Here is a 16,713-nt window from a genome sequence, read left to right on the forward strand (position 1 = left end):
GAGATGGCAGGGGAACAGAGCGCGTCGATGCAGGCGGTGCAGGTTCGGGACTTCATCAGCGACATCATCGAGTCGTACGAGAAGATGCCGATGGCGCTTCCGCGGTACCTGCTCGCGGTGCTCGGCCCCGCCGTCGTGTTCTTCATCCTCTCTGTGGCCGGAGCCATCGCGCTCCCGCTTCCCCTCCTCGTCCGCATCCCCGTGTTCCTCCTCGGCGTGTTGCTGTTGGGCGGGGCCGTCCTCTACCCCCGGCTCCTCGTCGAGCAGACGCGCCGCAGCCTGGAGAACCAACTCCACCTCCTCATCACGCACATGACCGTGCTCTCGACGACGAACATCGACCGCGTCGCCGTGTTCCGCACGCTCGCGCGCGAGGAGGAGTACGGCGAGTTGGCGACGGAGATGAACCGCATCGTCCAACTGGTCGACGCGTGGAACCAGTCGCTCGACGACGCCTGTCAGCGCCGGGCGCGGGAGGTCCCGTCGAAGCCGCTCGCCGACTTCCTCGACAGGCTCGCGTACTCCATCAACGCCGGCCAGAGCATCGACGACTTCCTCCTGGGCGAGCAGAACGCGATGATTCAGAAGTACATCACCGTCTACGAGAGCGCCCTCGGGAACCTGGAGGTCATGAAGGACCTCTACCTCTCGATGATTCTGTCGATGACCTTCGCCATCATCAACGCCATCGTGCTCCCCATCCTGACGGGGACCGACGCGACGATGACCATCGGCGCGGTCATCGTGCTCTTCGTCTTCGTGCAGTTGGGGTTCTACTTCGTCATCCGGACGATGTCGCCGTACGACCCGCTGTGGTTCCACCAGCGCGAGTACCGAACCAAGGCGAACCGGCAGATAGACATCACGCTGTACGGGGCGGTCGGCCTCTCTATCACGATGGTGCTCGTGCTCGCGTTGGGCACGTTCAACCTGACCGCCGTCGGCGAGGTGGTCCGTCCCATCATGATGGAACTCCCGATTCCGCTCCTCATCTCGACGCCGCTGACGCCGCTCGCGGTCCCCGGCATCGTCGCGCGCCGCCACGAGAAACGCATCGGCGAGCGCGACGAGGAGTACCCCGGCTTCATCCGCGCGCTCGGGGCCTCCGAGACGGCGAAACAGAGCACGACGACGGCCGTCTTGGAGACGCTCAAGACGAAGGACTTCGGCGTCCTCTCGCGGGAGATATCGCGGCTGTACACGCGGCTTCGGATGCGGCTCGACCCCGACCGCTCGTGGTTCTTCTTCACCGCGGAGACGAACTCCTACCTCGTCCAGAAGTTCTCCGAGATGTACAACGTCGGGCGGTCGATGGGTGGCAAGCCGAAGCTCCTCGGCGAACTCATCAGCCGCAACATGAACGAGATTATCAAGCTCCGCCGCCAGCGGAAGCAGTCGACCGTCACGCTCATCGGCGTCCTCTACGGCATCACGGCCTCCGCGTCGTTCGCGTTCTTCATCGGGCTGGAAGTCGTCGAGATTCTCGCGTCGTTCTCGACGCAGATGAACCTCGACAGCCTCCAGTTCGGGACGCTCATCTACGCCGGCGTCTACGACGTGCCCTTCATCGAGTACATGCTGACGCTCATCATCCTGTTTAACGCCCTCCTGTCGTCGCTCATGATTCGGATGGTCGACGGCGGGCACAAGGCGAACGCGTACCTCCATTTCGTGATGCTCGTCTGGGTGGGCTCCCTGATGGCGGTCGCCACCTCGTCGCTCGCAGGAGCGCTGATTAGTATATGACTGAAGACGGACCACAGACCCGAGATTCGATGCCAGACGCGGCAGGCGAACAGACCGCACAGGAGGCCCGCTCCCGCGCGCCCGAAGGGGGCGACGTGGCGAAAAGCGACCTCCTGCAGGCGTACCGCCGGAAGAAGTCCGAGCCGTCGGACGAACGCGAGGAACAAGAGCGGGCGCGCTCGAAGAAACAGACGGAAAAGCGGACCAGCGACGGCGAATCAATCGTCGTCGACTTCGTCGCCAACTTCGTCGCCGGCGGCAACGCCTCGTTCGAGCCCGTCAAGGGCCGCGTCCTGATGAGCCAGCGGCGGCTCATCCTCGCCACCTCGAAGGCCAAGACCGTCATCCCCATCACCTCCATCTTCGATATCGCCGTCGGGCAGGTCCCCCCGGAGGTCGAGGAGTTCTTCGACTACACGGTGATGGTCGGCTATATCATCGGCCGCCAGCGCCGGACGACCGTCATCGGCGGCGACCGCGAGACCATCGAGAAGTTCTCGCTGTTGCTGTTCCGCGCGGCGCTCAACGGCTCGCGCGCGCAGGTCACTCACCCGGCCCGCATCGGCGGGCGCGTCCTCGACACGGAGCGACAGCCGTCCGGCCTGCATCTCGACTACGAGGCCGTCACGTTCCCCGACGACGACGGCCCGCTCACGGAGAACGGCGACCCGTTCCACATCGACCTCGCGAGCGTCATCTTCTTCGAGGTGCTCGAACGGACCGTCGACGGCGAAAAGCGACTGGTGCTTTCGGTCCAGCACGTCAAGCAGGGCCAGACGGTCACCTCCGAGATAACGCTCGACTCGCGGCGGAAGATGAACATCCTCGGGCGCTACCTCAGACTCGTCTACCACTGGATAAAGTCCGGCGTCCGCAACGTCGAGGTCACGGAACAGGGTCTCGAAGTCCTCGTCGGACTGTACTCCGCCGGCGAGATGGCCGCCGAGGTCGACTTCAGCGAACTCCTCGGCGTCGAAGAGGAGGTCCTCGAAGCGGAACTGGAGAAACTCCACGAGGAGGAACTCATCGGCGACGACGAGCTTCCGACCTCGCTGACGCCGCAAGGGCGGTTCGTCGTCAACGAGGAAATCGAAGACGTGAACGTCTGAAACTGTTTTTTTAGCGGGAGCGGTTCCGTCCGATGGTTGCGAAGAACTATCAACTGGGCAACTAATCGGCCACCATGCGGACGCGGACCTCGGCGCTCGTCGGACTGGGAATCGGAAGCGCGGTCAGCTACTCCTTCGGCTTCCGACACGGCGACGCGTTGGTCGGCGTCGTCTTCCTTCTCACGTACACAATTGCGGGCTTCGGATTCGTTGCCTTTCCCGCGTACCGCTGGCGGTGGTCCGGGCCGAACGACCACTTCTGGTACACTATAATCGGCGTCCTGAGCGCTCTGTTACCGATTCTTTCGATTCACGGTCTGGGCTTCGAACCCGGAGAGCGCGTGCGGGGCATCGTTCTCTTGGCCGGGCTCTGGTTGGGAGGCGTCTACGGCGGAATCGCGCTCGAACGGGCCTCTCGGCGCGCGACCGACGACTGACGAGCGCGACGCGTCGCTCTCCGTCCGGTGACTGCCCCGCAAAAATCCGAGTGCCGACTACTGTTCGTTGATTGCGTCCGACGCGATACTGCGGCCGCGGGCGTTGAGTTGCACCTCGTGGCGCACGCGAATCTCCTCGACGACGTTGTGGTCGATGAGTCGCTGAAAGAGTTCCTCGACCTCGTCCACGTCGAGGCCGAGGAAGTTCGGAATATCGAACGGTGAGACACCGGAGTACAGCGCCGTGAGGACCTGTTTGTCCGTCTCGCTCAGTTCGATAGAGGTCTCCGAAAGCTCCTCGCCCTCGCGGAGGAGCGTATAGAGGAAACTGACGGCGCGGTCGGAGCTGGAGATGTACGTCTGGAGGCTCGTCCCCTCGTCATCGGAGTGTTCGACCTCGATGACGCTCCGGTGTTTGTCGACGATGGTCCGCTCGCCGGTCTTCACGTCGCCGATGTCGTCGAGCCGTATCTCGACGAACTTGCCGCCGACGGTCGCCATGCTCACGGCCTCGTCTTCGACTTTGAGCCGGGACTTCTCCCACTCGGTGTTCTGGACGACGCCGCCGGCGACCGCGGGGTGTCGCGCGAGGAACTGCTCGGTGTTGAGGAGCGCCCCGAAGAAGTCCGTCTCGAACTCGTCGTAGTCGACGGGCGCGAGCAGGACGACGCCCGACGGGATGTGGACGCTGAAGTAGTCGGAGACGGTCGCGATGCGCTGGTTCACGTCGTACCGGCCGCCGAACTCCTGTATCTTCGAGAGCTGAATCGTCCGCTTGCCGCCCGTGCCCGCGAGGATGAGTCGCCTGTTCGAAAGCAGGATTCGACCGCTCGTCCAGTCCACGTCGTGTATCTCCCGGCCGTTCTTGACGACCTGGAGGAACCGACCGCGGGTGTCTCCGAGCTTTTGCTCACCGGGTTTCATCGCTCACCTCCCGACCGCGGTGTCGCTCGCGCGGTAGATGCGGAGTCGTTTCTCGACGGGGTCGAACTGCTGTCTACACGTCGGCGGGATGGTCTCTGTCATGCCGATGGTGAGATAGCCGTCCGGCTTCAGCGCGGAGCCGAGCGTCTCGAAGACGGCGCGCTTCGACTCGGCGTTGATGTAGATGAACAGGTTCCGGCAGACGACGAGGTCGAACGTCCCCGGCGGCTCCTCGCGGATGAGGTCGCGCCGCTCGAAGCGGACCATGTCGGTGACGGCGTCTTTCACCTGGAAGGTGTCGTCGTCGCGGTCGACGAAGCGCTCCCAGCGGCCGATGGGGTCGAGCTGCTCGGCCACGTCGTTCGTCTCGGAGGCGCGGTACTCGCCCGCTCTGGCGGCGCGGAGAATCTCGCGTTTGATGTCCGTGCCGACGATTTCGATGCGTCGCTCGTCGACGCGGTCGTCGTCGTGGGCGAGCATCGCCAGCGAGTAGGCCTCGCGGCCGTCCGAGCAGGCCGCGCTCCATATCTTGATGGGGTCGTGGCGGCTCCCCCGCGAACTCAGGTCGCGGAGCACCTCGCGGAGCGCCTCCCACACCTCGGGGTTCCGGAAGAAGCTCGTCACGTTGACCGACAGCGCGTCGAGGAGCGCCTGCTGTTCTTCTTCGTCGTCGGTGAGGAGGTCGTGGTACGAGCCGTAGTCGTCGACGCGTCGCCGCCGCATCCGCGCGGAGACTCGGCGGTCGAGATAGGCGTCGTTGTACGAACTCGTCTGGAACTGCAGGGCGTCTTCGATGTAGTCCAAGAGCCGGCCGAACGCCGGGTCGTCGGTCGCGGACGAGGGCATCAGTCGGCCGCCTCCTCGGCGGTGTCTGGGAGTTGGCTCGGGTCGAACTCGCGCATCGCTTGCTCGCCATCAGCCGGGAGTTCGAGCGTCGAGATGTCCAGAATCGGGATGACGTTCCCGTCGCCGATGACGGCCGTTCCCGACAGTCCGCCGACGCCCGACAGCGGCCCCTGCAGGGGAGTCACGACGACTTCCTCCTGTTTCGTCACGCCGTCGCAGTGGAGCGCGACCTGCCTGTCGTCGGGGCGGATGCGGACCACCATGCCGTCGTCGGGTTCCGGCGAGTCGATTTCGAGCGCCTCGCGGAGCCGAATCAGCGGGAAGATGGTCTCCTCGTGGACGATGACCTCCGCGCCGTTGACCGTCTGGACGCGGTCGCGGCGGCTAATCTCGTCGATGTACTTGATGGGGACGCCGAACTCGCGGTCTTCGACCTGCACGAACAGCACCTTGATGATGGCGACCGACACCGGCAGGCGGATGTTGAACGTGCTTCCCTCGCCGGGTTCGCTCTCGACCGACACCGACCCGTCGAGCGATTCGACGGTCGTCTTCACCACGTCCATGCCGACGCCGCGGCCGGACACGTCGGTGATTTCGTCGTTGGTCGAGAAGCCGGGGTGGAAGATGTAGTCGTACACCTCGCTGTCGGGCATCTGGTTCACCTCCTCGCGGGTCGCCACGCCCTTGTCGACGGCCTTCTCGCGGACGGCGTCGGCGTTGATACCGCCGCCGTCGTCCTCGACGGTCACGATGACGGTGTCGTGTTGACGGCGCGCGGAGAGTCTGATTGTCCCTGTTCGGGACTTGCCGTTCGCCTCGCGAACGTCGGGGTCTTCGATGCCGTGGTCGACGGCGTTCCGGAGGACGTGCATCAGCGGGTCGGAAATCTCGTCGAGGATGGTGCGGTCGAGTTCGATGTCCGCGCCCTCGACCTTGAACGAGACGCGCTTGTCCTGTTCGCGAGCGAGGTCGCGCACCAGTCGGGGGAACTTGTCGAACACCTTCTTCAGCGGGATGAGCCGCATGTCCATCACGGTGTTCTGGAGGTTCGACGAGATCTTGTCCAGTTCGTCGAGCGTGTCGAGCGCGGTCGTCTGGCCCACGTCGATGGCGTTTCTGAGCTTGATGCGACTCGTCACCAACTGCTCGACGAGTTCGTGGAGTTCGTCGAGTTGGTCGACGTCCACGCGGACGGACTTGACCGCCGAGATGGAGCGCGCCTCCTTTTTCTTCTCCGCGCCGGAGTCCGACGACTGTTTGTCGTCGGCCGATTCGTCGTCGCCGTCGGTCGGTTCGGCTCCGTCGGCGTCGTCCTCGCTGCCGTCGTCGCCCCCTACCTCGTCGGCGGTTGCGTCCGCGCCGATGTCGTCGGGACCGTCAGCGTCGGCACTCGGGTCGGTCTCGTCCGACGCCGGGGTGTCTCCTTCGGCGTCCGCGTCGGAGTCGGAGGCCGGCTCATCGCCGGCGTCCGCGGTTTCGCCTTCGGCGGCGAGCGCGTCGGACACGTCGGTCGTCTCGACCGTCGAGACCTTCCAGAGGCCGTCGAGTTCGCTCTCGACGACGGCGGCGTCGAGCTCGGCGACGAACAGGTCGAAGCCGTCGCCGAACTCGCCGTCTTCGATGGCGTCGCGGTTCGGGTTCGCCCCGACCACGTCGAGGTCCTCGGGGATGCTACTGAGGAAGATACCGGCGTCGACGCCCTTCATCTGTCCCGCGTCGAGTTCGACGTGGGCGTGAGTGAGCGTGGTCGCGTCGAGGGCGTCCGTGTCGACGCAGTCGGCGGCGAGAGAGTCGAGGTCGACCGACTCGCGGTCGGCCTCGTCAGGCGCCGCCGGGTTCGAGTTTCCCGTGTCACCTCCGTCCTCGACGGCGGCGCGAATCTCCTCGACCGTGTCGGTCGGGTCGATGGTGGACTCGCCGTTCTCCTCGATGTCGTGGAGGATTTCCACGATGAGGTCCATCCCGTCGAAGACGAGGTCCATCCGTTCCGCCGTCACGTCGAGTCGCTCGTGGCGAATCTCGTCGAGGAGGTCCTCGACGGCGTGGGCGACGGTCGCGGCGTTGTCGAAGCCCATCGCGCCGAAGTTCCCCTTCAGCGTGTGGGCCTGCCGGAAGATGTCGTCGATGGCCTCGGTGTCGTCCGGGTTCGACTCCAGCGACAACAGCGAGTTGTTCAACTGCGTGATGCTCTCTTCGCTCTCGGTGATGAATGCTTGGTAGAGTTCTTCGTCCATGGTCAGGTAGTGAGCCCGCTGAGTGCTTCGTCTGCGATTCGCCCGTCGGCCGAGACGGTGTCGACACAGCCGGCCTCGATGGCCCGCTTCGGCATTCCGAAGATCGCGGAGGTCGCTTCGTCTTGTGCGACCGTGTGGCCGCCCGCCCGCTTGATTCGGGTCATCCCCTCGACGCCGTCGCGGCCCATGCCCGTGAGCAGGACGCCGGCCAGCGGCGCGTCGACCGTCTCCGCGGCCGACGCCATCGTGAGGTCGATAGCCGGTTTGACGCCGTGGAGCGGCTCGTCGTCGGAGAGTTCGAGCCGGAGGCGTCCGGCGCGGTCGCCGGTCACGAGGAGGTGCGAACCGCCGGGTGCGATGCGAATCTGCCCGGGGCCGATTCGCTCGCCGTCGGCCGCCTCTTTGACTTCGTAGTCACACCGACCGTCGAGCCGCGCCGCGAAGCGCTTCGTGAAGCCGGCCGGCATGTGCTGGACGACCAGCACGCGGAGACCGGCCTCCTCGGGGAGCGCAGCGAGCAACCGCTCGACGACGTTCGGCCCGCCCGTGGACGCGCCGATAATCAGCGTCGAGCCCTCGGTCGGGAGCGACCCGGTCGTCCCCGATGTCGACGGTGCCGACCCCGTGGTCGCCGCCGACTTCCGCTCCGTCTTCGGCGGGCGGGAGCCCCGGCGCGTCGCCGAGAGGTCGACCGCCGCGGCGGACTGAATCTTCTCGACCAGTTCCCGCTTGACGCGGGGCATCTCGGAGGTGACTTCGCCGCCCGGTTTCGTCACGAAGTCGACCGCCCCCCTGTCGAGCGCCTCGAACGTCACGTCGGCGTCCTCCTCGGCGTGCGCCGAGAGCATGAGGACGGGCGTCGGACACTCCTCCATGATGGCCTCGACCGCGTCGAGCCCGTTCATCTCGGGCATCTCGATGTCCATCGTCACCACGTCGGGTCGGTTCGCCTCGACCACCGAAATCGCCTCGCGGCCGTCGGCCGCCTCGGCGACGACCTCGACGTCCGCGTCTTCGAGGAGCGTGCGAATCAGCGTCCGCATGAACCGCGAGTCGTCGACGACGACCGCTCGCGTCGGTCCCGCGTCGGCGACCGAACTCATCGCCCCCACCCGCCGGTGCCGGGACGACGGGCGCGCTGAGTCGCCGAGCGGGCCCCCCGCCGAGGGCTCGGTGGCTTCGTTAGTGTGCCGTTTCGTTGACCGCTCATCTACCTCCGTGGTTCGGAAATCGGGTATATAAACACTCGGCGAGGATAATCACGGCTGATAATCGGGTACGTATCTTTATACGCTGAATCTCACCACTCTGAAGCAGACAGGTGGCGGCGGATGTCGCCGCCGGGGATGACCATGCGACAAGATGCAATCACGACCGAGATGAGCGCGGACGAGACCGACGCGGAGGACTCCGCCGAAGAAGTACAGGTGCTGGAATTCCAACTCGGCCCCGAGACGTACTGCGTCGACATCGAGTACGTGAGCGAAATCGTCGACAAGGGCCAACTCACGGCGGTGCCGAACGCGCCGGACTACGTCGAGGGCGTGATGGACCTCCGCGGGCGGACCACGTCCATCATCAACCCGAAGTCGCTTCTCAGCATCGACGAGGAGGGCGAGTCGAAGCGCATCGTCATCTTCGACCCCAACAAGTTCGAAGACGAGGCGGCGACCGGCTGGCTCGTCGACGAGGTGTACCAGGTCGTCCGCGTCTCGATGGACGACGTAGAGGACCCGCCGCTCGAAAAAGACGACTCCATCGAGGGCGTCATCAAACGCGACGGCGACCTCGTCGTCTGGATTTCGCCGGTGCACGCCATCGAGTAAGGCAGTTCACACGACCGGCCCCGCTTTGGTTTTCGAGAACCTAATCGGCGAGCGACTGCTTTCCCGCCGCGACGCCCCGCCCGCCGGTGAGCAACACGACGACGAGCGCACAGCCCACGACGACGCCCGCGAGGCCGAACGCCGCGACGTAGCCGGCGGCGTCGGCGACGAGGCCGCCGAGCGCCGAACCGACCCCGCCGCCGAGGCTCGAAAGCGCCGTGTACGCCCCGAGCGCCTCCCCGCGAATCCGGTCGGGCGCGAGCCGCGTCACCAGCCCCGTCGCCGTCACCGCGATGACCGCCCACGTGACGCCGATGACGAGGAACGTCGCGCCGAGCGTGACGAGCGCGGCGAACGCGGCCAACTGCGTGCCGACGACGGCGACCGCCGGGAAGGCGAGGCCGCGGGTCGCCAGCGCGCCGGCCTGCAGGCGACGGGGGTCGTGTCGCGCCGCGAACGCGCCGACCTTCGCGTAGCTCACCGACGACCCGAGACTCGACAGGACGAACAGCGCGAACACCTCGTCGGCGGTCCGCCCGGAGTCGACGAGGTACGCGGGCAACGGCCCGAAGAAGACCGAAAAGCCGACGAAAAACAGCGTCGCGGCCGCGAGGTAGCGGAGGAGTTCGGGGTTCATCCGCGCCCGGAGGTCGTCGAGGTCGAGGCTCTGGAGCGCCCAGTAGAGCCGCGAGGGACCGTACGGAACGGCGCGGACCGAGCGGCCGACGAGGCCGCTCTGCCGGCGGATGCCGGCCGAGACGCGAGCGAACCGCCGCGCCGACACCGTCGAGCGCTCGGGGTACCAGACGCGGACGAGGACGGCCCCGAGCGCGGCGGCGACCGCGGCCGCGACGAGGAACCGTCGCTGGACCGCGAGCGCGTCGAGGCCGAACAGCCGCGGAGCCGCCGCCGACCAAATCGCGCCGACGACGAGGCCGCCGAGCCAGCCGTACCCCTGATAGTGGTTGAGGACGCCGAAGCGGCGGTCCCACTCCTTCGAGGGAACGCCCTCGACGACGATGAGGTTCAACACCGGCGCGGCCGCCGCGACGACGAACCACAGCAGGGCGTTGGCGACGAGGACCGCCGCGGGCGACGACACGGCGGCCGTGAGAGAGAGCGCGCCCGCGGTCGCCACGAGCGCGACGAGGATGAAGGGTCGCCTGCGCTTCGCGCGGGCCGCCAGCCGGCCCCAGAGCACCGCGCCCGGCGCGCCGGCGAAGGCGGCGGTCGCGGCGATGAGGCCGACGAACAGCGCGCTCGCCCCCAGTTCGATGGCGTACAGCGGAACGACGAGCGACGACGCGCCCACCGCGGCGTAGCCCAGCGCCCAGCCGAACAGCCACCGGTCGCGGTTCCCCGCCTCCGAACGGTCGTGTCGGTCGGTCACACGTCACGAATGAAACCGGTGAAACAAAGTCGTTGCTCCCCGAACGCGCGCGAAAAGCAGGACATATATAGTCTGAACAAAATCCTCGGACAACCATGCTCGGGAGCGAACCACCACATACGGGGGGATGGTCGTGACGGACGACTCCTCTCCCTCCTCGTTCGTGCAGTACGGTATCGACGACAAACCACCTCTTTCGACCGCTCTCCTTCTCGGCGCCCAACACTACCTCACCATGGTGGGCGCGAACATCGCCGTCCCCCTCATCCTCGCCGGAGCCCTCGGCATGCCCGCCGACGTGATTCCGCGGTTCGTCGGGACGTTCTTCGTCGTCTCCGGCATCGCGACGCTGATGCAGACGACGTTTGGGAACCGCTACCCCATCGTGCAGGGCGCGCCCTTCTCGATGCTCGCGCCGGCGCTCGCCGTCATCGGCGTGGCGACGGCGGCCGACCAGTCGGGCATCGCATGGCAGAGCGCGCTTCTGCAACTGCAGGGCGCGATTATCGTCGCGGCCGTCGTCGAGGTGTTCGTCGGCTACTTCGGCCTGCTCGGACGCCTTCGGAAGTTCATCTCGCCGGTCGTCATCGCGCCGACCATCGCGCTCATCGGGCTGTCGCTTTTCAACGCCCCACAGGTCGCGTCGGCGACCAACAACTGGTGGCTCCTCGGCCTGACGCTCGCGCTCATCGTCCTGTTCTCGCAGTACCTCGACACCGCGCACCCGGCGTTCAAACTGTTCCCGGTGCTGCTCGGCGTCATCGTCTCGTACGTCGTCGCCGCCGGCCTCTCGGTCGCGGGCGTCATCGCCCCCGGCGCGGCGGGCTACGTGAACCTCCAGACGGTCATCGAGGCTCCGGCGCTCATGCCCATCTACCCCCTGCAGTGGGGCTTCGCGGGCGGCGCGGGGACGACGACCGTCGCGCTCCCCGTCGTGGGCTCGGTCGCCTTCGGCATCCCGCAGTTCACGACCTCCTTTATCATCGGGATGCTCGCGGGCGTCGCGGCCTCGATGGTCGAGTCCTTCGGAGACTACCACGCCGTCGCCCGGCTCTCGGGCGTCGGCGCGCCCTCCGAGCGCCGCATCAACCACGGCATCGGCATGGAGGGCCTGATGAACGTCTTCTCGGCCGTCATGGGCGGTAGCGGCTCGACCTCCTACTCCGAGAACATCGGCGCTATCGGCCTCACGGGCGTGGCCTCCCGCTACGTCGTACAGGTCGGTGCCGTCGTGATGCTCATCATGGGCTTCGTCGGCTACTTCGGCCAGCTCATCGCGACGATTCCCGACCCCATCGTCGGCGGCCTCTACGTCGCCATGTTCGGCCAAATCGTCGCCGTCGGCCTCTCGAACCTGAAGTACGTCGACCTCGACTCCTCCCGGAACGTGTTCATCGTCGGCGTCGCCATGTTCGCCGGTCTCGCCGTTCCCGCCTACATGGGTAACGTCGGGAGCGCGGCGGCGTTCCGCGAGGGGATGCGACAGGTCGCGCTCGTCGGCCCCGTCCTCGGAACCCAACTCGTCGCCGACACCGTCTTCGTCATCGGTTCGACCGGCATGGCGGTCGGCGGTCTCATCGCCTTCTTCTTCGACAACACCATCGCGGGGACCCGCGCCGAGCGCGGCCTCGAAGAGTGGGAAGACACCGTCGAAGACGACAGCGACTTCGAATCGGCGCTGGACCGCTTCCGCGGCGACGAGTCGGCGACGGCCGACTGAAGCGAGCGCCGCGCAATCTTTTTGTCCCGCGTGAAATCGGGATCGCTGCGATAATCAGGCAGGTCTACTCTGGCCAGTCCTCCTCCACACTTTCGAGACGGCCGGCGAGCACGCGTACTACTGCGTGCCCCACGGGGCCGCGGGCATGACGGGCGCTATCGTCGTCGAGGAGTAGTCTCGTCGTCGAGGAACAGGCTCACCGCTCGTCGCGTCCGGTCCGCCCGAGCGCGACGAGCACGAGGTAGCCGACGAACCCGGCGGCGAACAGCAAGACCGGAATCGCGAAGGGACCGAACGTCTCGATGAGCCCGTCCACGGGACCGAGTTGGAGCATATCCGAGCCACGGCCGCGCCGCGGTTAACGTTCCCGGCGAGGTCGCCTCGGAGCGTCCACGGCGGGGGACTCCGGGCGCTCACTCGTCGTAGGCGCTGTCGTCTCCGTCAATCTCCGTTTCCGCGTCCGCGACTTGGTCGGCCATCCCCTCGCCGGTCGCCTCTCGGGCGCGAGCGGGGTGCCGGACGCCGCCGTTCGAGAGCCCGGTCGCGGGCGACTGTCGGGTCGCCTCGGCGTCCGCCGAGTGGACATGCACGTCCCGCTGGGGGAACGGTATCCCGATGCCGGCGTCGTTCAGGCGCTTGTATATCTCGCGGTTGAGGTTGTGCGTCGCCTTCCCGCGCTTGAGCGGGCTGTTGACCCAACAGACGAGTTCGTACTCCAGCGCGTCGGGGCCGAACCGACGGAACCGCGGCCGCGGGCGGGGACTGTCGAGGACCAACGGCTCGTCGAGGGCGAGTTCGGTCAGGAGTTCTTCGAGTTCGTCCACGTCGGTGCCGTAGGCGACGCCGACCGGGACCTTCAGCCGACGGCGTCGGTTCGGCGCGGACTCGTTGATGATTTTGGCGGCGTTGAGCACCGAGTTCGGCACCGTCACGAGCAGTTCGTCGCGGGTGAGAAGCGTGGTCGAGCGGATGCCGACCTTGACGACGGTGCCGGCCTCGCCGGAGTCGAGGACGACGTAGTCGCCGATTTTGTAGGTGTCGTCGAAGTACAGCGCGATGCCGCCGAAGAAGTTGGCGACGGTGTCCTTGGCGGCGAAACCGACGGCGATGCCGGCGATGCCCGCGCCGGCGAAAAGCGGCGTGATTTCGATGCCCCAGATGTACAGCAACGCACCGATAGTGCCGACCGAGACGACGATGGTCCAGACGTTCGAGAAGACGGGCGCGAAGTCGTAGCGGCTTCCCTTGTCCTTGACCGCGTCGACGAGGCGGTTGACGAGGCGGTTGAGCGCCCACGCCCAGACGACGATACCGACCGACAGCGACGGCAGGCCGAAGAAGTCGTTGAGCGTCGCCGCGTCGACGACGAGCGCCTCGGCGACCGCCGGGGCTCTGGAAAACAGGAAGATGCCGGTCAACGAGACAGTAACGACGATGGGCCATCGAAGCTCTTGGACGACGATGTTGTCGAGCGAGGTCTCGGTTCGGCTGGTGTACTGAAACAGGAGGCGGATGACCACCATCTCCATGACGAACGCGCCGCCGACGGAGATGAGTAAGACGAGGGCCGTCACCTCAAGCGCCGACAGGCCCGAGAGGAACGACGAGAGGTGTTGGCTCATGCCGCGGAAATCGCGGCCACCGGGGATAACGATTGCTCCCCTGACGGTCGCGGAGGCCGAAAGGTTTTGTTCGCCGCGGGCGCGAGGGCACACCAGATGTACCGATTCGGTCACTGGGGCGTCTCGCTCCTCGTGTTCGCCCCGCTCGGCTTCGCGCTCGTGCAGGCCGGCCGTCCCGAACTCGCCTTCGTCGCCGGCGCGGCGATGTGCTGGCTGGCGATGCTCCCCGACTACGACATGCGCGTCCCCGGTATCTCCCACCGCGGGCCGACCCACACCGTCCTCTTTGCCGCCCTCGTCGGCGGCGTCGGCGGCGGCGGCGCGTACCTCCTCGCCAGCAACGCGGGCCAACCCGAGGCCGCGGCGACGGCGCTCGGCGCGTTCGGCTTCGCCGTGGGCGCGCTCACCATCCTCGCGCACCTCTTGGCCGACGTGCTCACGCCGGCCGGCATCCGCCCCCTGTGGCCGCTTTCGTCCCGGAAGTTCACGCTCTCGCTGTGGACCGCGGACAACACCGTCGCCAACTACGGCCTGTTCGCCGTCGGCGTGTTCGCGGTGGCCGCGGCGGCGTACCTCTCGGTCGCGCTCTGAGCGCCCCCGAAGTCGGGACGGAAATCGCCCCCTCGAATCTGAGGAATCGTTAAGGTCTATCCGAGAGACCGGAGACGCATGGACGACGACGCTATGCGCCGGTTCCCGGTGCCCGACCGCGACGACCTCCCGGCGGACCTCCGCGAGCGCATCGACGACGAGACCGAGCGCGCCGGCTTCACGCCGAACGTCTTCGCCGCCTTCGCGTACAAACCCTCGCACTTCCGCCCCTTTTTCGAGTACCACGACGCCCTCGTCGAGGACACCGACCTCGAACGCCACGAGGTGGAGATGATAATCGTGGCCGTCTCCGGCGTCAACCACTGTTACTACTGCAACGTCGCCCACGGCGCGCTGGTCCGCATCTACGCGAAAGACCCGCTGCTCGCGGACCAACTGGTCGCCAACTACCGCACCGCCGACATCCCCGAGAAACACAAGACGATGCTGGACGTGGCGGTCAAACTCACCGAGTCGCCCGTCGAGGTCGGCGAGGACGACCTGCAGCGACTCCGCGACGCCGGTTTCTCCGAGGAAGCGATATGGGACATCGGCGCGGTCACCGCCTTCTTCAACCTCAGCAACCGCATGGCGATGTTCGCCGACATGCGCCCGAACGAGGAGTTCCACACGCTCGGCCGAGAGCCGCGCGACGACTGACTCGAAGGATAGTAAACAGTACCACGGTCATTGGTAGCAATCGGCGCAATCCTTATGCCGCCGACCGGCGAGTTTCGACACGCAATGGCGAAAGGTAAGGTTGCATTCTTCAAGTCCTCCGGGGGCTACGGCTTCATCGAGACCGAAGACCACGACGACGACGTGTTCTTCCACATGGAGGACATCGAGGGTCCCGACCTCGAGGAGGGTCAGGAAGTGGAGTTCGACATCGAGGAGGCCGACAAAGGCCCGCGGGCGACGAACGTCACACGACTCTGAGTCCGACGCGTTCCGGCCGGCGATGACTCGATAGCAAACAGCGTTCTGCATTTTCACCCCACCAGCCGCGGCGCTCGCAGTCGCTCCGGTCACTCACCTCAGAGCGTCCCCGCCCGGCCCATCCGCCGAATCTCGTCGGCCCGCGCCCGGATGGCGTCCCACTCCTCGTCGTCCTTCCGGTCGACGTGGGAGTACATGAGCCCCATTCGCCCCGTCCCCCGGAGGCGTTCTTCGTTTTCCTTCAGGAAGTCCCAGTAGAGCGCGTTGAACGGGCAGGCGTTCTCGCCGGTCGTCTTCGACACCGCGTAGGGACACGACGAGCAGTAGTCTGACATCTTGTTCACGTAGTTCCCCGACGAGGCGTAGGGCTTCGACGAGAGCACGTCGGTGGCGAACGACCCCATGGCGACCACGTTCGGGGTCGTCACCCAGTGGAACGCGTCGACGAAACCGAGGTGGAACCAGCGGTCGAGTTCCGCCGGTTCGACCCCGTAGACGAGCGCGAAGTTCGAAAGCACCATCAGGCGCTCGATGTGGTGGGCGTAGCCGCGGTCGCGGACGTGGCCCACGGCCTCCGAGAGACAGCGTATGTCCGTCTCGCCGGTCCAGTACGCCTCCGGAAGCGGTTCGGTCTGGTCGAGTTGGTTCGCCGCGGCCAACTCGGGCATCGACCGCCGGTAGACGTGCCGCACGAACTCCCGCCAGCCGAGGACCTGTCGGACGAACCCCTCGGCGCTGTTGAGCGGGGCGTCGCCCGCCTCGTAGGCCTCCTCGACCGCCTCGACCGCCTCGCGCGGGTGGAGCAGGCCGAGGTTGATGGCCGCCGACAGCAGGGAGTGACAGAGCGCCCACTCGCCGTCGACCATCGCGTCTTGATACGGGCCGAACTCCGGGAGGCGGACCTCGACGAAGTGCGACAGCGCCTGTCTCGCCTCCTCGCGGGTCACCGGCCAGACGAACGGTTCGAGCGACCCCCACGCGTCGGGGTAGCGCTCGCGGACGAACTCGATGACCTCGCGGGTCGTCTCATCCGGGTCGAACCGCGGTGCCTCGGGCGGCGTCCACCCCTCCGGCGGCGTCTCGCGGTTCTGGTCGTCGTAGTTCCACTCGCCGCCGACGGGGTCGTCGCCGTCCATCAGGACGCCCGTCTCCCGGCGGGCGTGCCGGTACCAGTGTTCCTGTCTGTAGGTGTCGGCGTCGCCGGCCCACTCGTCGAAGTCGGCGGGCGTCGTGAGAAACAGGTCGTTCTCGACGAGCGTGAGCGACCCGCCGCGGGCGGCGACGAGTTCCCGAAGCCGCTCGCCCGCCCCGTGGCTCGGCGGGTCC

16 protein-coding genes and 1 pseudogene are annotated in these 16,713 nt (G+C 66.7%); 9 read left to right on the forward strand and 8 right to left on the reverse strand.

Annotated elements, in window-relative coordinates:
• Positions 1–3: 3 nt before the first annotated feature.
• The 3 genes from flaJ (at position 4) to AUR65_RS13110 (ending at position 3,292) form a co-directional block, all read left to right on the forward strand.
• Positions 4–1,746 (forward strand): archaellar assembly protein FlaJ, encoded by a 1,743-nt coding sequence (flaJ, locus tag AUR65_RS13100; RefSeq protein WP_058567283.1) that lies wholly within the window; start codon positions 4–6, stop codon positions 1,744–1,746.
• A gap of 95 nt (positions 1,747–1,841) precedes the next feature.
• Positions 1,842–2,855, forward strand: a complete 1,014-nt coding sequence (locus tag AUR65_RS13105; RefSeq protein ID WP_199180614.1) for a CheF family chemotaxis protein — start codon at positions 1,842–1,844, stop codon at positions 2,853–2,855.
• A 74-nt stretch (positions 2,856–2,929) separates the two neighbouring features.
• Entirely contained in the window at positions 2,930–3,292 is a 363-nt protein-coding gene (locus AUR65_RS13110; protein WP_058567285.1) for a hypothetical protein, read from the forward strand.
• Positions 3,293–3,349: 57 nt separating this feature from the next.
• On the opposite strand, the gene AUR65_RS13115 is transcribed toward AUR65_RS13110, so the two are convergent.
• The 4 genes from AUR65_RS13115 to AUR65_RS13130 are packed head-to-tail and all read right to left on the reverse strand — an operon-like array spanning position 3,350 to position 8,402.
• Entirely contained in the window at positions 3,350–4,216 is an 867-nt protein-coding gene (locus AUR65_RS13115) for a CheF family chemotaxis protein (RefSeq protein WP_058567286.1), read from the reverse strand.
• 3 nt (positions 4,217–4,219) lie between these two features.
• On the reverse strand, positions 4,220–5,062 hold the full coding sequence (locus AUR65_RS13120; protein ID WP_058567287.1) for a CheR family methyltransferase: 843 nt from the start codon (positions 5,060–5,062) through the stop codon (positions 4,220–4,222).
• Positions 5,062–7,299 carry a chemotaxis protein CheA gene (locus tag AUR65_RS13125; protein ID WP_058567288.1) on the reverse strand — a complete coding sequence of 746 codons (2,238 nt, stop codon included), beginning with the start codon at positions 7,297–7,299 and terminating at the stop codon, positions 5,062–5,064. Before AUR65_RS13125 ends, AUR65_RS13120 begins: the two co-directional genes overlap by 1 nt.
• Before the next feature lie 2 nt (positions 7,300–7,301).
• Positions 7,302–8,402, reverse strand: a complete 1,101-nt coding sequence (locus tag AUR65_RS13130) for a protein-glutamate methylesterase/protein-glutamine glutaminase (protein WP_199180604.1) — start codon at positions 8,400–8,402, stop codon at positions 7,302–7,304.
• A gap of 249 nt (positions 8,403–8,651) precedes the next feature.
• Here AUR65_RS13130 and AUR65_RS13135 point away from each other — a divergent pair, with 249 nt between their 5' ends.
• Positions 8,652–9,125, forward strand: a complete 474-nt coding sequence (locus AUR65_RS13135; RefSeq protein WP_058567302.1) for a chemotaxis protein CheW — start codon at positions 8,652–8,654, stop codon at positions 9,123–9,125.
• A 40-nt stretch (positions 9,126–9,165) separates the two neighbouring features.
• Here the strand turns inward: AUR65_RS13135 and AUR65_RS13140 are convergent, their stop codons facing one another.
• The gene (locus AUR65_RS13140) at positions 9,166–10,515 is read right to left on the reverse strand and encodes an MFS transporter (RefSeq protein WP_058567290.1); all 1,350 of its coding nucleotides are present in this window, start codon (positions 10,513–10,515) and stop codon (positions 9,166–9,168) included.
• Between the two features lie 127 nt (positions 10,516–10,642).
• Here AUR65_RS13140 and AUR65_RS13145 point away from each other — a divergent pair, with 127 nt between their 5' ends.
• Positions 10,643–12,235: a uracil-xanthine permease family protein gene (locus tag AUR65_RS13145; RefSeq protein ID WP_058567291.1), complete on the forward strand. Its 1,593-nt coding sequence runs from the start codon at positions 10,643–10,645 to the stop codon at positions 12,233–12,235.
• 82 nt (positions 12,236–12,317) lie between these two features.
• Positions 12,318–12,410 (forward strand): annotated as a pseudogene (locus AUR65_RS20250) (plastocyanin/azurin family copper-binding protein); the annotation flags it as partial.
• A gap of 21 nt (positions 12,411–12,431) precedes the next feature.
• On the opposite strand, the gene AUR65_RS20035 reads toward AUR65_RS20250, so the two are convergent.
• Complete coding sequence (locus AUR65_RS20035) at positions 12,432–12,569, reverse strand: hypothetical protein (protein WP_199180605.1); 138 nt, start codon at positions 12,567–12,569, stop codon at positions 12,432–12,434.
• 79 nt (positions 12,570–12,648) lie between these two features.
• Positions 12,649–13,857, reverse strand: coding sequence for a mechanosensitive ion channel family protein (locus AUR65_RS13155; protein ID WP_058567292.1), 1,209 nt, complete (start codon positions 13,855–13,857; stop codon positions 12,649–12,651).
• Between the two features lie 96 nt (positions 13,858–13,953).
• Between AUR65_RS13155 and AUR65_RS13160 the strand changes: the two genes are divergently transcribed.
• The 3 genes from AUR65_RS13160 to AUR65_RS13170 all read left to right on the forward strand — a co-directional run bounded on the left by AUR65_RS13160 (position 13,954) and on the right by AUR65_RS13170 (position 15,387).
• Positions 13,954–14,448, forward strand: a complete 495-nt coding sequence (locus AUR65_RS13160; protein WP_058567293.1) for a metal-dependent hydrolase — start codon at positions 13,954–13,956, stop codon at positions 14,446–14,448.
• A gap of 78 nt (positions 14,449–14,526) precedes the next feature.
• Positions 14,527–15,108 (forward strand): peroxidase-related enzyme, encoded by a 582-nt coding sequence (locus AUR65_RS13165; protein WP_058567294.1) that lies wholly within the window; start codon positions 14,527–14,529, stop codon positions 15,106–15,108.
• 84 nt (positions 15,109–15,192) lie between these two features.
• The gene (locus AUR65_RS13170; protein WP_058567303.1) at positions 15,193–15,387 is read left to right on the forward strand and encodes a cold-shock protein; all 195 of its coding nucleotides are present in this window, start codon (positions 15,193–15,195) and stop codon (positions 15,385–15,387) included.
• 98 nt (positions 15,388–15,485) lie between these two features.
• Here AUR65_RS13170 and AUR65_RS13175 read toward each other — a convergent pair.
• Positions 15,486–16,713 (reverse strand): cryptochrome/photolyase family protein (locus AUR65_RS13175; protein WP_058567295.1); only part of this gene is annotated, 1,228 nt, incomplete at its 5' end.

Source organism: Haloferax marisrubri (assembly GCF_001469875.2).
Classification (GTDB): Archaea; Halobacteriota; Halobacteria; order Halobacteriales; family Haloferacaceae; genus Haloferax; species Haloferax marisrubri.

Bases quoted from the DNA above. Each gene is read 5' to 3' on its own strand.
- AUR65_RS20035 (WP_199180605.1), bottom strand. From the start codon at position 12,569: ATGCTCCAACTCGGTCCCGTGGACGGGCTCATCGAGACGTTCGGTCCC.
- flaJ (WP_058567283.1), top strand. From the start codon at position 4: ATGGCAGGGGAACAGAGCGCGTCGATGCAGGCGGTGCAGGTTCGGGAC.
- AUR65_RS13135 (WP_058567302.1), top strand. From the start codon at position 8,652: ATGCGACAAGATGCAATCACGACCGAGATGAGCGCGGACGAGACCGAC.
- AUR65_RS13125 (WP_058567288.1), bottom strand. From the start codon at position 7,299: ATGGACGAAGAACTCTACCAAGCATTCATCACCGAGAGCGAAGAGAGC.
- AUR65_RS13115 (WP_058567286.1), bottom strand. From the start codon at position 4,216: ATGAAACCCGGTGAGCAAAAGCTCGGAGACACCCGCGGTCGGTTCCTC.
- AUR65_RS13145 (WP_058567291.1), top strand. From the start codon at position 10,643: ATGGTCGTGACGGACGACTCCTCTCCCTCCTCGTTCGTGCAGTACGGT.
- AUR65_RS13165 (WP_058567294.1), top strand. From the start codon at position 14,527: ATGGACGACGACGCTATGCGCCGGTTCCCGGTGCCCGACCGCGACGAC.
- AUR65_RS13130 (WP_199180604.1), bottom strand. From the start codon at position 8,402: ATGAGTTCGGTCGCCGACGCGGGACCGACGCGAGCGGTCGTCGTCGAC.
- AUR65_RS13110 (WP_058567285.1), top strand. From the start codon at position 2,930: ATGCGGACGCGGACCTCGGCGCTCGTCGGACTGGGAATCGGAAGCGCG.
- AUR65_RS13120 (WP_058567287.1), bottom strand. From the start codon at position 5,062: ATGCCCTCGTCCGCGACCGACGACCCGGCGTTCGGCCGGCTCTTGGAC.
- AUR65_RS13155 (WP_058567292.1), bottom strand. From the start codon at position 13,857: ATGAGCCAACACCTCTCGTCGTTCCTCTCGGGCCTGTCGGCGCTTGAG.
- AUR65_RS13170 (WP_058567303.1), top strand. From the start codon at position 15,193: ATGGCGAAAGGTAAGGTTGCATTCTTCAAGTCCTCCGGGGGCTACGGC.
- AUR65_RS13160 (WP_058567293.1), top strand. From the start codon at position 13,954: ATGTACCGATTCGGTCACTGGGGCGTCTCGCTCCTCGTGTTCGCCCCG.